The organism is Streptomyces clavifer (assembly GCF_036345975.1).
GTDB lineage: Bacteria > Actinomycetota > Actinomycetes > Streptomycetales > Streptomycetaceae > Streptomyces > Streptomyces clavifer.
Genome location: NZ_CP107793.1, coordinates 6,000,699 through 6,015,605, shown reverse-complemented (window position 1 = coordinate 6,015,605; position 14,907 = coordinate 6,000,699). Strand labels below are relative to the sequence as shown.

General features: G+C 70.4%; 13 protein-coding genes. 9 read left to right on the top strand and 4 right to left on the bottom strand.

What is annotated here, in order from left to right; genetic code table 11:
* Positions 1-555: 555 nt before the first annotated feature.
* Both OG927_RS26135 and OG927_RS26130 read left to right on the top strand, forming a co-directional pair.
* Positions 556-1,260: a hypothetical protein gene (locus OG927_RS26135; RefSeq protein ID WP_124280801.1), complete on the top strand. Its 705-nt coding sequence runs from the start codon at positions 556-558 to the stop codon at positions 1,258-1,260.
* Positions 1,261-1,312: 52 nt separating this feature from the next.
* Entirely contained in the window at positions 1,313-1,963 is a 651-nt protein-coding gene (locus OG927_RS26130; protein WP_319100101.1) for a class F sortase, read from the top strand.
* A gap of 340 nt (positions 1,964-2,303) precedes the next feature.
* On the opposite strand, the gene OG927_RS26125 is transcribed toward OG927_RS26130, so the two are convergent.
* Positions 2,304-2,861, bottom strand: a complete 558-nt coding sequence (locus OG927_RS26125) for a cysteine hydrolase family protein (protein ID WP_209469495.1) — start codon at positions 2,859-2,861, stop codon at positions 2,304-2,306.
* A 153-nt stretch (positions 2,862-3,014) separates the two neighbouring features.
* On the opposite strand from OG927_RS26125, the gene OG927_RS26120 reads away from it, so the two are divergent.
* Entirely contained in the window at positions 3,015-3,644 is a 630-nt protein-coding gene (locus OG927_RS26120) for a TetR/AcrR family transcriptional regulator (protein ID WP_056791749.1), read from the top strand.
* 106 nt (positions 3,645-3,750) lie between these two features.
* On the top strand, positions 3,751-3,960 hold the full coding sequence (locus tag OG927_RS36040; protein WP_408058099.1) for a hypothetical protein: 210 nt from the start codon (positions 3,751-3,753) through the stop codon (positions 3,958-3,960).
* Between the two features lie 119 nt (positions 3,961-4,079).
* On the opposite strand, the gene OG927_RS26110 is transcribed toward OG927_RS36040, so the two are convergent.
* The 3 genes from OG927_RS26110 to yicI all read right to left on the bottom strand — a co-directional run bounded on the left by OG927_RS26110 (position 4,080) and on the right by yicI (position 8,766).
* A complete protein-coding gene (locus tag OG927_RS26110; protein ID WP_209469497.1) occupies positions 4,080-5,159 on the bottom strand; it encodes a lytic polysaccharide monooxygenase auxiliary activity family 9 protein in 1,080 nt (359 codons plus the stop codon).
* Positions 5,160-5,720: 561 nt separating this feature from the next.
* Positions 5,721-6,344 (bottom strand): histidine phosphatase family protein, encoded by a 624-nt coding sequence (locus OG927_RS26105; protein WP_056791742.1) that lies wholly within the window; start codon positions 6,342-6,344, stop codon positions 5,721-5,723.
* 184 nt (positions 6,345-6,528) lie between these two features.
* Entirely contained in the window at positions 6,529-8,766 is a 2,238-nt protein-coding gene (gene yicI / locus OG927_RS26100) for an alpha-xylosidase (RefSeq protein ID WP_319100110.1), read from the bottom strand.
* A gap of 325 nt (positions 8,767-9,091) precedes the next feature.
* Between yicI and xylA the strand changes: the two genes are divergently transcribed.
* The 5 genes from xylA to OG927_RS26075 all read left to right on the top strand — a co-directional run bounded on the left by xylA (position 9,092) and on the right by OG927_RS26075 (position 14,898).
* The gene (xylA, locus tag OG927_RS26095) at positions 9,092-10,261 is read left to right on the top strand and encodes a xylose isomerase (RefSeq protein WP_056791737.1); all 1,170 of its coding nucleotides are present in this window, start codon (positions 9,092-9,094) and stop codon (positions 10,259-10,261) included.
* Positions 10,262-10,400: 139 nt separating this feature from the next.
* Positions 10,401-11,663 carry an ABC transporter substrate-binding protein gene (locus OG927_RS26090; protein ID WP_056791734.1) on the top strand — a complete coding sequence of 421 codons (1,263 nt, stop codon included), beginning with the start codon at positions 10,401-10,403 and terminating at the stop codon, positions 11,661-11,663.
* A gap of 11 nt (positions 11,664-11,674) precedes the next feature.
* The gene (locus OG927_RS26085; RefSeq protein ID WP_056791732.1) at positions 11,675-12,646 is read left to right on the top strand and encodes a carbohydrate ABC transporter permease; all 972 of its coding nucleotides are present in this window, start codon (positions 11,675-11,677) and stop codon (positions 12,644-12,646) included.
* A 5-nt stretch (positions 12,647-12,651) separates the two neighbouring features.
* Complete coding sequence (locus tag OG927_RS26080; RefSeq protein WP_056792484.1) at positions 12,652-13,509, top strand: carbohydrate ABC transporter permease; 858 nt, start codon at positions 12,652-12,654, stop codon at positions 13,507-13,509.
* Positions 13,510-13,518: 9 nt separating this feature from the next.
* Complete coding sequence (locus OG927_RS26075; protein ID WP_056791731.1) at positions 13,519-14,898, top strand: GH1 family beta-glucosidase; 1,380 nt, start codon at positions 13,519-13,521, stop codon at positions 14,896-14,898.
* The last annotated feature ends 9 nt before the right edge of the window (positions 14,899-14,907 follow it).

Here is a 14,907-nt window from a genome sequence, read left to right as displayed (position 1 = left end):
CCACCCGCACGTGCGGGTGGCCGCCCCCGGTGTAGTGCTGCGCCAGGTGTCCCCACGGATACCGGCCATGCGCCACATGTCCGGCGGACACCGATCAGCGGGCTCGCGGCAGCCCGCGCCACGGATACCGATCAGCGGGAGCGCGGCAGCCCTCCCCACGGATACCGATCAGCGGGCTCGCGGCAGCCCGCGCCACGCCTTAGGCCGTCCCTCCGCGCCTTCCTCCGTCCACGCCCCGCCCCGGGCCGCGGTCACAACGCGTGCGGGGCCGGCCCCGGTTCCGGCGGACGTCTGTCGGCGACGCCGTCGGACACCGGGCTGGAACACGCTGAACGAGCCTGCGACGCGACGAGCCGCCCGGCACCCCCGGCCTCGCCCGGCTCATCTCCCCCGTCCGGAGGTACCCACCCCGGCAGCAATGTGCCCGCTATCGGCTAGTCAGGGTACTTTTCCGCGCTTTCACGGTGTCCCGGCCCACTCTTCCGACGATCCGTGCCATCTCTTAGGCGATCAGGTGATCAGTACGACAATCATCTCGGCTCGAAGGAGTCCAGCATGCACCTCTCCTCTTCCGCCCGCTCCCGCACGGCCCGTACGAGCACCATGGCCGCAGTCGCAGTCGCAGCCGCCGGCGTCACTCTGGCCGGGGCACCCTCCGCGCTCGCCATCGGCGAGAGCGGCGACATCGACGTCCGCTCGGTCAGCTGGCACTCCACCGGCGACCGCGACGGCGTCGAGGTCTGCAAGTTCGTGCTCGTGGCCAGCAACTTCGAGACCCTGGAGTCCGTCACCTGGCTCATCACCGAGAAGCCCAGGTCCATTCCCCCGAACACCCTTTCCGCCACTCTCCCGCTCGTCAACGGCAAGGCCCGCAGCCAGGAGTACCTCCTTCCCGAGGGCACGTACAAGCTGGAGTGGCCGGTCGGGGGAATCCCCCTGAAGAACAAGAGCTTCTCGGTCGACTGCTCCCAGCGCGGCCAGGGCGGCCCGAACGGCGGGCGCCCGGACGGCGGGCGACAGGGCTCGTCGTCCGCGTCGGACGCCGGGAGGAGCACCGGGAAGAGCGCCGCCGAGATCTACGACAAGCCGTCGGGCGCGGTCCTCGCGGGCGGCGGCGGCGTCCCGGACATGGAGGGCGTCAGCTCCGAGAGCGAGTCGGGTATCGGGACCTCGGCCGCGCTGGTGGCCGGCGCGGCCGGAATCGCCGGGCTGATCATGGTGCGCCGATCCGCACGCCGCCGTGCCCGCAACGAGGCATGACGCGCGCGGCCGACGGCGACGACGGGGACCGAGTCGCGCATGCCGGCTCACGATGACCCTGAGCGTGACCTTCTCGCTGGTGGCCGGTGTCGTGTGGGCGGGTTCCGACTCCTCCGAGGACACCCCGTCGGTCACCGCCGCCCGCGGCAGCGACGCCGCGGGCGGCGGGTCGCCCCCTTTCCGGAGGGCACCGCACACGGAGCAGAAGAAGGTGCCGGCCTCGCACGCGCCGCTGGTGCACTCCCGACCGGTGAAGGTCGCCATCCCCGCGATCTTCATCGAGGCCCCGGTCATCGGTCTGGCCCTCGACAAGAAGGGCCGGCTCGGCACCCCGCCCCTGAACAGGCCCAAGCTGGTGGGGTGGTTCAGCAAGGGCCCGTCCCCCGGAGAGGCGGGAACGTCGCTGCTCGTGGGGCATCGGGACACGGCGACGGGACCGGCCATCTTCCTCAACCTCAACGTCCTGCACCGCGGTGACACCGTGCAGATCACGCGGGCGGACAGGAGGACCGCGGTCTTCACCGTCGACAAGGTGAAGACGTACACGAAGGACGAGTTCCCGGACGACAAGGTGTACGGGGCCACCGGCCGTCCGGAGCTCAGGCTCCTGACGTGCGGTGGACGTTTCGACAAGAAGGCCGGCTACTCGGCCAACGTCGTCGTCTTCGCCCACCTGACGTCACTGAGGAAGAAGACCGTCTGACTCGGGCACACCACGCGGAACGGGCCGGTACCTCGGGGGCGGGGTACCGGCCGTTCGCGTGGACGGACCTGCCGGAGCACGGAGGGGCGGGGGAAGGCGCCCACGACCGTCCGCGCGAGCGGGTTGCCGACCGGACCTGCGAGAAGACCTTCACCGCCGGCGCACGTGACGACTCGCCGCCGAAACCGCCCGCCTGCCTCCGTCACCACGCCGGGACCGGCAGGTGACACACCCGCGTTCACCGGGGCCGGACCCGCGCGAGGGCGCCCCGGCGGGCCGGCCGGCCCACCTCCGCACCGGACGGCTCCGGTGGGCAGGGCCTACGCGTCCCCCGCGCGCGTCACCGCTGCAACCCGGCCACCCACTCGTGCGCCGTGGTGACCGCGGCCTGCTGCGGGAAGACCCTTTCCATCAGCACGCGATGCACCTCGGGATCGGCATCCGCGCACGCGTCGGAGAGGACGGTCAGGCCGTAGTCGAGGTCGGCCGCCTGCCGCACCGTGGACAGCACGACCCCACTGGTGGCGATTCCCGCGAGCACCAGGTGATCGACGCCCTGCGAGCGCAGCACCATGTCCAGGTCGCTGCCCGCGAAAGCGCTCACGCGGCGCTTGACGACGACGGGCTCCAGCGGCAGCGGCGTCACCTCGGGGTGGATCGCGTTGGCCCATTCCTCCTGCGGCGAGGCCGCTCTCCCGGCGAGAGCACCGAACATCTTGTTGCGCGGGTGGATCTCGGCGCGGCCCGGCCGGAAGCCGACGGTCACGTGAACCACCGGGTGATCGGCCGCCCTCGCGGCCTCGACAGCCTCGCGGAGCCGGCTCACGTACGCCTGGTCGGCATACCGCTCGACGATGATGTTCTGCACATCCATGACCAAGAGGGCGCTCTGCGGCATTGCGTACCTTCTGTCGCGACAGCACCTGCCGACCGTGATGTCAACAAGTGATTACATGGGACGGTAGAACGCCGTCGACCACATGTCAACAAGTGATTACACGGGTCGGTACGCGCCTCCTGCGCAGCCGTGGCCACGCAGTAGGTTGGGGTCATGGACGAGGAAACGGTGAGTGCCGAAGGCGCGGGACAGCGCAGGAACTCCGCCGCCACGCGCGCAGCGCTGCTGCGTGCCGCACACGGGCGCTTCATCCGGCTCGGCTACGAACGGACCACTCTGCGCGATGTGGCCGGTGACGCAGGAGTCAACATCGCTCTCGTCAAGCGGTACTTCGGCTCCAAGGAAGGGCTGTTCAAGGCCGCGCTCGCCGCCAATCCACGGTTCCTGGACCCGGACGGGCATGTTCCGAGCGGTGTCGCGGGGCTGGCCGACGCGCTCGCGAGCCAGTTCTCCGCGGACGCATGGCCCGAGTTCGGCGAACATCCGGTGCTGATGCTGCTGCGCACCCCGGACGAAGGCGACCTGGGCGACTTGCGGCGCGCCGCGCTTCAGGACTTCGCCCGCCACGTCCTCGCCTCCGTCGACCCGCTTCCCGATGTCGGCACGACGGAGCGGGAACTACGCTCCCAGCTCGTCGTCGCACTGGGCGTGGGGATGGCCGTGCTCCGCTCAACAGTCGCCGTCCAGCCCCTCGGTGACGCAGGACCCCGGGAACTGGCCCCCTTGCTCCGCCTGGCCCTGAGGGCGCTTCTGGAAGAGCCGCGGATCGACGCGGACACGTAGGCGTACGCAGGGCCCGGGCCCGCCGGCGAGGCCTACGACCACACCCTCGTGGCCTGATCGGCCGGCTCGCCGCCGGGGCCGTTCGACGGGCCCCGGCGGCGTGCCGGTGGGCACGGGCAGCGGCGCCCTCGACCGCGACGAACCGGTCGAGGTCGCCTTCGGTCTCGGCCAGGGTGAGCCGAGCGGTGAGGACCTTCTGCCCCGGCGCCGCCGGCGGACCACTTCCGCGGGCGGCATACCGGCGCGCTCGGCCAGGTCCCTCCACGGTGTCCCGGTGCGGTATGTGAACGCGGTCGCGTCGATCACCCGCCGGTGATCCCGCCACGCCCTCCCCGCCCCGGAGTCCGATCCTGCAGCAACGGCTCGGCGCGTGCCCAACGGGCGTCGGTCGACGACACGCGTCGACCGACGACCACTTGATCCGGAGGGAAGGGCCTAGCCGACCCGGCAGCCGAGTCTCAGTGCCGGATCCGGGGTGCCGCCCTGGGTGACGTAACCGAAGGTCGTGGATTGACCGGGGTCCAACGAGCCGTTCCAGCCCGCGTTGTGGACCATCACCTCCTGCCCCTGCGTGGTCATCGCTCCGCTCCAGAGGCTGGCGATGCTCTGCCCGGCGGGCTGTGTCCACTCCACCATCCAGCCGAGCATCGGCACGTCGCCGGAGTTGGTGACCTTGACCTCCGACTGGTAACCGCCGTTCCAGCTGCCGGTGGTGCTCCGCGTGGCGGTGCAGGTGCCCGGCGGCGGCTCGGTCGGGGTGGTGGTGGAGCCGTCCTTGACCCCGGTCACCTCGCCGTTGCCCCCGTCGAAGACCACGTCGGAGCAGGAGTAGAAGGTCTCCTGGCTGTCGGAACGCTGCCAGACCACATAGATGACGTGGCGGCCGTCCTTGTTGTCGGGCAGCGCGCCGGTCCACTTGTAGTCGGCCTCGACGGTACCCGGGCTGCCGTTGAGGGGCGGGTGGTCCACGGAGATGAAGGGGGTCTCCTCCATGTCGGCCCAGGCGAGCGGCTGCGTCGGGTCGTAGCCGTCCTTGGTGATGTAGACGTAGAACCAACCCGGGTGCGCCGCCCAGGCGTTGTACGAGAAGTCGATCGTCGAGCCCTCGGTCAGATGGGTCACCGGCCAGTCGGTGCTGGGCTGGTTGAAGCCGGTGAAGTTGGTGTTGCCACCACTGCACAGCTGACCGTCCGGCACGAAGCCGCGGGTGCGGCCCGCGCCGTCGGAGCGCAGCACGGAGAACCAGTTGTAGAAGGGGGTGGTCCCGCTCTGCTGCGCGGCGGCCTTGCACGCGGGGTTCACCGGTTTGATCTCGCCGGTTTCGGTCAGCCCGTCCTGCCAGCACAGGAAGGTACGGCTGGCGGGCTTCATGGGTGTGCCGTGCGCCTCGGCCTGTTCGCCGGCGGTGACGACGAGCCCGAGGGCGGGGATGGTCGTGAGGATTGCGAGCAGGGTGAGGAGTAGAGCCCTGCGGCGGGTGCCCGCCAGTAATCGATGTCTCGTCAGCTGGATCACGATGTACGTCCCTTCGCTGCGGCGCCGGGTGGGGCCGGGGTGCGGTGCGAACTTGGGAGCGCTCCCACTTGCGGAGGCTAGCGCCGACCGGAAACCGTGTAAACGCCTTGCGCAGAACGGGTCAGCCGTCCCGCCGGGCGGTTTCGCCGGAAGCGCGGTATACGGGGGCGGGGTAACCGCCGGGTCCCGGCCGCGCCACTCACGGACACCGCCCGCCCCGGTACGGGAACCCGCGCGCCTCCTCCGGTGCCCAGCTGGGCTTTGGCGGAGTCGGCCGGGGAGCGGGTGATCCACTCGGGCACGCGGGTCCGGCTGTCGGGGCGAGCCCGCGTCCTCGGGTGGGCCCGTCCCGGGGATTCGGCGAACTGCTGCGGACCGGACGTCATGGGGAACGGCTGGGGCGGTCCGCAGGGCGGCAGAAGGTCCCCGGGCCGACGGCCTCACCGGCCTCCTCCCCGTACGCGAGGGCATGCCCCCCGGCGGTTCGGCACACCCGCCTCCGGCAACGGCCACCGGACGTACTCCGTCGACGTGCTCGGGGCCGGCGCACTCCGGCACCCGTCAGCCGATGGCGTTGAACAACCGCTCCGGCAGGGCCATGTTGAGCGCCGTCACGACCGGCTTGCCGTGTTCCGTGCCGAGGCGGGAGACCGCGCCCGTGGCCAGCTGGAACAGCTCGCCGCTCGCGGGTGTCAGCCGCAGGTAGCGCGCGGTGAGCACGCGTAGGAAGTGCGAGTGGGCCACCAGGGCGATGTCCGCGCCTCCGAGGTGTGACGCCGCCGCCGCGACCTCCGCCAGGATGCGGTCCGCGCGGGCGCCCACCTCCGCCGGACTCTCCCCCGGGTGCTCCTCCGGGCCGGGGGCGACGCCGTCGGTCCAGAGGTTCCAGTCGGGGCGGGTGCGGCGGATGTCGACGGTGGTCACGCCCTCGTACGCCCCGTAGTCCCACTCCCGCAGATCGGGTGTCTCACGGGGCGCCGGCAGGCCGGCCAGCTCGGCGGTGCGGAGAGCACGGAGGTAGGGGCTGACCAGGGTGAGCCCGATCTCCCGATCCGCGAGCAGCGGCACGAGGGCGCGGGCCTGCCGCTCGCCGAGCCCGGTCAGGGGCAGGTCGGTGTAGCTCGTGTGCTGCCCGGACCGGGACCACTCGGTCTCGCCGTGCCGGATCAGGATCAACTCGCCCATGGGTGCTTCCGCTCTGTGCGCCGTACTCGCCGTATGTGCCGCTCGTGCCAACCCGCCGGCCCACGATCGCATTCCGCCCGGCCGGGCACGGGGGCGGCTCGCAGGGCGGCCCCGGTTCCCCCCTCGCGCCGGGAACGGGCGGGCGGCCCGCAGCGCCTCCGCGCTCCGGGCCGCCGCGGGCAGGTCAGGCCCGCTCGCCCACGACCGTCACCGTGTACGGGCGGTCCGTGTCCGTCGTGACGCGGACCTCGCCGTTCTCGCGGACCACCTCGTACGTCGCGGCCACCTGGCCCGTGTGGTCGGGGACGGTCACCGTGCGGGTGAAGTCGCCCGTTCCGGCCGGGGTGAACACGCGCAGTTCCAGGTCGTCGAGCCATGCGCCGTCCGGGCGGGACTCGTCCGCGCCCAGCGCCAGGACAGCGCCCTGGCGGACCAGCAGGGGCAGGCTGTCGAAGCCGTGGGTCTCCCTGCGCCAGGTGGGGCCGGTGACCGTGTCGCCGGTGAGCAGGTGGGTCCAGGTGCCCTCGGGGACGTAGTACTCGACCTGGCCGTCCTCGGTGAACACGGGCGCCACGAGGACGTCCGGGCCCAGCAGGTACTCGCGGTCCGCCGCGCGGGCGGTCGGGTCCTCGGGGAACTCCAGCAGCAGCGGACGCATCATCGGGACGCCCGTGCGGTGGGCCTCCACGGCCACGCCGTACAGGTACGGCATGAGGCGGTGCTTGAGCCGGGTGAACTGCCGGGCCACGTCGACGGCCTCGTCGCCGAACTCCCACGGCACGCGGTACGACGAGGAGCCGTGCAGCCGGCTGTGCGAGGAGAGCAGGCCGAAGGCGAGCCAGCGCTTGAAGACCGCCGGGTCGGGGGTGCCCTCGAAGCCGCCGATGTCGTGGCTCCAGAAGCCGAAGCCGGACAGCGACAGGGACAGGCCGCCGCGCAGCGACTCCGCCATGGCCTCGAAGGAGGACCAGCAGTCGCCGCCCCAGTGGACCGGGTACTGCTGGCCGCCCGCGGTGGCCGAGCGGGCGAAGAGCACGGCCTCGCCCTGGCCGCGCTCCTCCTCCAGGACCTCGAAGACGGCCTTGTTGTACAGGTGCGTGTAGTAGTTGTGCATGCGCTCCGCGTCGGAGCCGTCGTGCCAGACGACGTCCGTCGGGATGCGCTCGCCGAAGTCGGTCTTGAAGCCGTCGACGCCCTGGTCGAGGAGGCCCTTCAGCTTGCCCTGGAACCAGGCGGTGGCCTCGGGGTCGGTGAAGTCGACCAGCGCCATGCCGGCCTGCCACTTGTCCCACTGCCAGATGTCGCCGTCGGGCGTCCGGACGAAGTAGCCCTTCTCCACGCCCTCCGCGTACAGGGCGCTCTTCTGCCCGATGTACGGGTTGATCCAGACGCAGATCCTCAGGCCCTTGGCCTTGAGCCGGGCGAGCATGCCCTCGGGGTCGGGGAAGACGGCCGGGTCCCACTCGAAGTCGCACCACTGGTACTCGCGCATCCAGAAGCAGTCGAAGTGGAAGACGCTGAGCGGGATGCCGCGCTCGGCCATGCCGTCGACGAAGGAGGTCACCGTCGCCTCGTCGTACGAGGTGGTGAAGGAGGTGGTCAGCCAGAGGCCGAACGACCAGGCCGGCGGGAGCGCCGGGAGGCCGGTGAGGGAGGCGTAGCGGGCCAGGACGTCCTTGGGCGTGGGGCCGGCGACGACGAAGTACTCGAGGGTCTGGTCCTCGACGCTGAACTGCACCTGGCCGACGGCCTCGGAGCCGACTTCGAAGGAGACCTTGCCGGGGTGGTTGACGAAGACGCCGTAGCCGCGCGAGGAGAGGTAGAACGGGATGTTCTTGTACGCCTGCTCGCTGCTGGTGCCGCCGTCGGCCTGCCACATGTCGACGGTCTGGCCGTTCTTCACGTACGGGGTGAAACGCTCACCGAGGCCGTGGACGGTCTCGCCGACGCCCAGGGCGAGCTGGGCGAACATGTGGTGACTGCCGTCGGCGACGGTCGCGAACGCGCTTCCCTTGCGTCCGGCCGAGGTCAGGATCCGGCCGTCGCCGTCGAGGAACTCGAGTCCGAAGACGCCCTCGGTGGGCAGCCGGAGCGTGAGCGGGCCGCTGGTCAGCTCGGCGGTGGCACCCTCGGTGCGGACGGTGGCCGCGGACCGCGCCGAGGCGCCCGGCAGTTCGAAGTCGGGGCCCTTGGGACGCTTCCCGGCGTGGTGGGTCAGGCGTACCGCGATGACGCCTTCGGCGGGCGCGTGGGCCTCGACGGTGATCAGCGGCGCGTTGAGTGTGTCGCCGCGCCGCTCGACGCGCTTGACGGCGGCGTAGGCGGCGAGACGGCCCTCGTCGAGGCGGACGTCGCGGACTTCGGTGGCGTATGAGGCGTGCACACCGCTGCGCAACTGCCAGAAGCCGTCGGTGAACTTCATGGGGGTGGTCCTTAGCCGTCTCGGAAGTCGGTGGTGCGGGACGTCAGGACGCCTGCGACGAGCGCGGCGACGGGTCCTCTCGATTTTGATCGTACACAAAACAAATGTGAGCGAGCGGGCGCGTACACGACAGGAACCACCGGATTGCCCGATAATCCGAACCCCCGTCAGGGCCGCCGGATCGGCAACATTGACACCGAGTGAACGAAACATCACGGAAACGGTCTAGAAACCAACGGCGGGATGGAGTATTAGTACTGCAAGCAAACAAATTGGTCGGTCGGCGCGCAGCCGTCCGTGAGTTTCGTCGACAAGAGGCTGATCAATGTCGGACCGCTTCACTCCCACCTCCGCGGACAAGTTCACCTTCGGTCTCTGGACTGTCGGCTGGCGCGGCAACGACCCCTTCGGTGACGCCACCCGCCCCGCCCTCGACCCGGTCGAGTCCGTCGAGCGTCTGGCCGAGCTCGGCGCCCACGGCGTGACGTTCCACGACGACGACCTGATCCCCTTCGGCTCCTCCGAGGGCGAGCGCGCCACGCACATCGCGCGCTTCAAGGAGGCGCTGGAGCGCACCGGGATGAAGGTCCCGATGGCGACCACGAACCTGTTCACGCACCCTGTGTTCAAGGACGGCGGCTTCACCTCCAACGACCGCGACGTCCGCCGCTACGCGCTGCGCAAGACCATCCGCAACATCGATCTCGCCGCCGAGCTGGGCGCCGAGACGTATGTGGCGTGGGGCGGCCGCGAGGGTGCCGAGTCCGGCGGGGCCAAGGACGTGCCCGTGGCCCTGGACCGCATGAAGGAGGCCTTCGACCTGCTGGGCGACTACGTCGTCGAGAAGGGCTACGACCTCCGCTTCGCGATCGAGCCCAAGCCGAACGAGCCGCGCGGCGACATCCTCCTGCCCACGATCGGCCACGCCCTGGCGTTCATCGAGCGCCTGGAGCGCCCGGAGCTCGTCGGCGTCAACCCCGAGACCGGCCACGAGCAGATGGCCGGCCTGAACTTCCCGCACGGCATCGCCCAGGCCATGTGGGCCGGCAAGCTCTTCCACATCGACCTCAACGGCCAGTCCGGCATCAAGTACGACCAGGACTTCCGCTTCGGCGCCGGAGACCTGCGCCAGGCCTTCTGGCTCGTCGACCTGTTGGAGCAGGGCGGCTACGAGGGCCCCCGCCACTTCGACTTCAAGCCGGTCCGCACCGACGGCATCGACGGTGTCTGGGAGTCCGCGAAGAACTGCATGCGGAACTACCTGATCCTCAAGGAGCGCGCCGCGGCCTTCCGCGCCGACCCGGCCGTGCAGGAGGCGCTGCTCGCCTCCCGCCTGGACCAGCTGGCCCTGCCGACCGCCGCCGACGGCCTCAAGAGCCTGCTCGCCGACCGCTCCGCGTTCGAGGAGTTCGACGTGGACGCCGCCGCCGGGCGCTCCATGGCCTTCGAGGCCCTGGACCAGCTCGCGATGGACCACCTCCTCGGCGTCCGCTGACGTACCGGGTGTCCGGCGGTCCGCCGCCGGGCACCCGCATTCTCCGCGCGCGGCCTCGCCGAACCCGCGCCCGGTCTTGACGAGCACCTTGTGGGAGCGTTCCCATGAGTCGGCCACCCTCTGACGCAAGGGCACCACCGTGACAGAACCTTCCCCGGACGGCCTGGTCCGACGCCGCAGCCGCCTCACCAGGCGGATCGCCGTCCCCCTCACCGTCGTCTCCGCGATCGTCGCCGGCACCGTTCTGTCCGGGTGCGGCCAGCAGCGGGACGAGGACGTCTACACCGTCATGAACTCCTCGACCGACGAGTCGTACCACCGCTGGGACGGAGACACGCTCGCGCGGTGCAGCAAGCAGCTCGGTGTCACCATCGAGCAGCAGAGCGTGCCGGCTTCGCAGCTGATGACGAAGGCGCTGCGCATGGCGTCCTCGAAGTCGCTGCCGGACGTCCTCCAGCTGGACGCCTCCGAGATGCCGACGTTCGCCGAGGCCGGCGGGCTGATCCCGCTCAAGGACCTCGGGCTGTCCACGACCGACATCCCCGAGGGCATCGTCGACTTCGGCTCGTTCGACGGGAAGTACTACGGGGCCGCGCGCACGGTGAACACGCTGGCGCTGTTCTACAACAAGGACACCCTCGACAAGGCCGGGCTCGAGGTGCCCACCACATGGGCCGAGATGCAGTCGACCGCCAAGGAGCTGACCCAGGGCAAGCGGTACGGCCTGGCGCTGAGCGCGGGCGGCGCGGAGGACGGCGTCTTCCAGTTCACCCCGTTCATGTGGTCCAACGGCGGCGACGAGACGAAGCTCGACAGCCCCGAGGTAGCCGGTGCGCTCGACTACTGGAAGGGCCTGCTGAAGGACGGCTCGCTCTCCAAGTCCACGGTCAACTGGACCCAGGCCGACGTGAACGACCAGTTCATGGCCGGCAACGCGGCCATGATGATCAACGGCCCCTGGCAGGTCGAGACCCTGAACGCCAAGAAGGGGCTCAACTGGGGCATCGCCGAGATCCCGGTGCCGAAGGCGGGCGACGACTCCGTCGGTCCGCTGGGCGGCGGCGTGCTGACCGTGCCCAACACCGGTGACAGCGAGCGCGAGAAGACCGCCGCCAAGATCATCGGCTGTATGGCGGGTGAGCAGGAGCAGATCACCTACGCCCTGAACAGCTGGATGGTCCCGGCGAACAGCAAGGCCGCCGCAGTCTGGCGTACGAAGGCCCCGGAGCTGGCGGCCCTGGCCGGCCAGGTCTCGACGGCCCGCTCCCGCACCGCCAAGGTCGGCGCGCAGTGGTCGTCCGTGTCGCTCGCCCTGCAGAGCGCCTTCCAGTCCGCCCTCACCGGCGAGTCCAGCGAGGCCGCTCTGAAGCGTGCCCAGCAGCAGGTCACGAGCGGGAACTGAGGTACCGAACCATGTCATCCACCACAGCCTCCGCCACCGCGCCGCCCGCGGGCGGGAACGTCAAGGCGGCCGGCGCGGCCGGGAAGCCGGTGAGCCCGCAGCGCGCCAAGCGCCGCAGGCAGCTCGCCCAGTGGGGCTTCATCGCCCCCGCCGTGATCTTCATGGCCCTGTTCTTCGGCTACCCGCTCGTCCGCAACGTCGTGATGAGCTTCCAGGACTACTCGCCGTCCACCTTCTTCACCGGCGAGGCGCCGTTCAACGGCACGGACAACTGGAGCAACGTCTTCAACGACGGGCTGTTCGGCAAGGCCCTGTGGCAGACGATCCTCTTCACCGTCGGATCGCTCGTCGGCCAGTTCTGCATCGGTCTCGCCCTCGCCGTCTTCTTCAGCCGCCGCTTCCCGCTGAACGGGATCCTGCGCTCGCTGATCCTGCTGCCGTGGCTGGTCCCGATGGTCGTCTCCGGCATCGTCTGGCGGCGCATCTTCGACCAGGACACCGGTGTCCTCAACTCCTTCCTGGGAACCATCGGTTTCAGCGGCGACACGCCCTGGCTGACCAGCACGAGCATGGCGCTGGTCTCCGTGATCCTGGTGAACATCTGGATCGGCATCCCGTTCAACATGGTGATCCTCTACGGCGGCCTCCAGGAGGTCCCCAAGGAACTGCACGAGGCGGCCGCGCTCGACGGCGCCTCCGCCTGGCGCACGTTCCGCTCGGTGACCCTGCCGATGCTCAAGCCCGTCATCACGGTGGTGCTGGTGCTCGGCTTCATGTCGACGGTCAAGATCCTCGACCTGGTCCTCGCCCTCACCGACGGCGGCCCCGCCGACTCCACGCAGACGCTCGGCACGCTCACCTACCAGAACTCCTTCGTCCAGATGGACTTCGGGGCCGGTGCCGTGGTCGGCAACATCCTGATCCTGATCTCCGCCGTCTTCGCGGTGTTCTACCTGCGGGTCAACCGCAACGAGGGGAAGTGACCGGCATGGCGACCACCACCCAGATCCCCGCCGCCCCGGCTCCCGCCGCCACCCACCGGCCGAAGCGCCGCTGGGGAGCGACCGTCTTCGGCGTCGTCGTCCTCGCCGTCATGCTGTTCCCGCTGTACTGGATGATCAACACCGCCCTGCAGCCGGACGCCAGCCTGGTGGACGTCGGACCGGTGCCGACGAGCATCGACTTCTCCGGCTTCACCTCGGCCATCACCGACCAGGGCGCGAACCTGCTGACCTCGCTGGCCGTGGCGCTCGGCGCCGTGGCCATCTGTCTGGCGATCTCCGCCCCGGCGGCCTACGGCCTGGCGCAGTTCAAGCTGCCCGGCAGCAGGACGATCGTCTTCGGCACGCTCATCACCCAGATGGTGCCGGGCATCGTCATCGCCAACGCCCTGTACAGCGCGTACGTGGACCTCGGCCTGGTCAACTCCTACTTCGGGCTGATGCTGGCGGACGCCTCGCTGGGCATACCGTTCGCGATCGTGCTGATGCGCTCCTTCATGGTCTCCATCCCGCGCGAGGTCATCGAGGCCGCCGAGGTCGACGGCGCGGGCCGCATCCGCACGTTCGTCCAGGTCGTCCTGCCGATGAGCCGCAACTCGCTGATCACCGCCGGACTGTTCTCCTTCCTGTACGCGTGGAGCGACTTCATGTTCGCGCTCACGCTGAACACGACGGACGACGTCAAGCCGATCACGCTGGGCATCTACCAGTACATCGGGGCCCACGTCGGCGACTGGGGCTCGGTCATGGCCGCGTCCGTGCTCTCCGCGGTGCCGGCGGCGGTCCTGCTCGTCCTGTCCCAGAAGTACATCGCCGCCGGTATCACCGGTGGCTCGGTCAAGTAAGGGTTCCCCATGAGTGACTTCCCGGTCTTCCCGCCCGGCTTCGTGTTCGGCGCGGCCACGGCCTCGTACCAGATCGAAGGAGCCGTGCGGGAGGACGGCCGCGGACCGTCCATCTGGGACACCTACAGCCACACGCCCGGCAGGACGGACGGCGGCGACACGGGCGACGTGGCCTGCGACCACTACCACCGCTACCCGGAGGACGTGGCGCTGCTCCGCGACCTGGGTGTGGACTCGTACCGCTTCTCCATCGCCTGGTCCCGCATCCAGGCCGAGGGCAGTGGAGCGGTGAACCCCAAGGGTCTCGACTTCTACTCCCGGCTCGTGGACTCGCTCCTGGAGGCGGGCATCGAGCCGGCCGCCACCCTCTACCACTGGGACCTCCCCCAAGCCCTGGAGGACAGGGGCGGCTGGCGGGTACGGGAGACGGCGGAGCGGTTCGGCGAGTACACCGCGATCATGGCCGAGCACCTGGGTGACCGGGTGCCGCGCTGGATCACCCTCAACGAGCCGTGGTGCAGCGCGTTCCTGGGCTACTCCGTCGGCCGGCACGCACCGGGCGCGCAGGAAGGGCGTGGGGCGCTGGCAGCCGCGCACCACCTGCTGGTCGGCCACGGCCACGCGATGGACGCGCTGCGCGCGGCGGGTGTCCGCGAGGCGGGCATCACCCTGAACCTGGACCGCAACGTCCCGGCCACCGAGTCGGACGCCGACCTCGCCGCCGTCGTCCGCGCCGACACCCAGCACAACCTCGTGTGGACCGAGCCGCTGCTCGCGGGCCGCTACCCGGCCACCGAGGAGGAGACCTGGGGCGAGCTGATCACCGGTCAGGACTTCCGTCGCGAGGGCGACCTGAAGCTGATCTCGCAGCCGATGGACTTCCTGGGCATCAACTACTACCGGCCGATCGTGATCGCCGCCGCCCCGCACCGCGAGGCGGACCCGGCGCTGCGCGTCGCCACGGACAACCGGTACGCGGAGGGGAACTACCCCGACGTCCGCAAGACGGCGATGAACTGGCCGGTCGTCCCGGAGTCCTTCACCGACCTGCTGACCGTGCTGAAGCAGACGTACGGCGACGCCCTGCCGCCGGTGCACATCACGGAGAACGGCTCGGCGGAGTACGACAGCGTGGACGCGGACGGCTCCGTGCACGACGCGGACCGGGTGGAGTACCTCCACACGCACCTGGCGGCTCTGCGTGCGGCCATGGACGCCGGTGTCGACGTACGCGGCTACTACGTGTGGTCGCTGCTGGACAACTTCGAGTGGGCGCTGGGCTACGCGAAGCGGTTCGGGATCATCCGGGTCGACTACGACACCCTGGAGCGCACGCCGAAGGACAGCTACCGCTGGTATCAGCAGCTGATCGCGGCGCACCGGGCCTGATCACCGCCC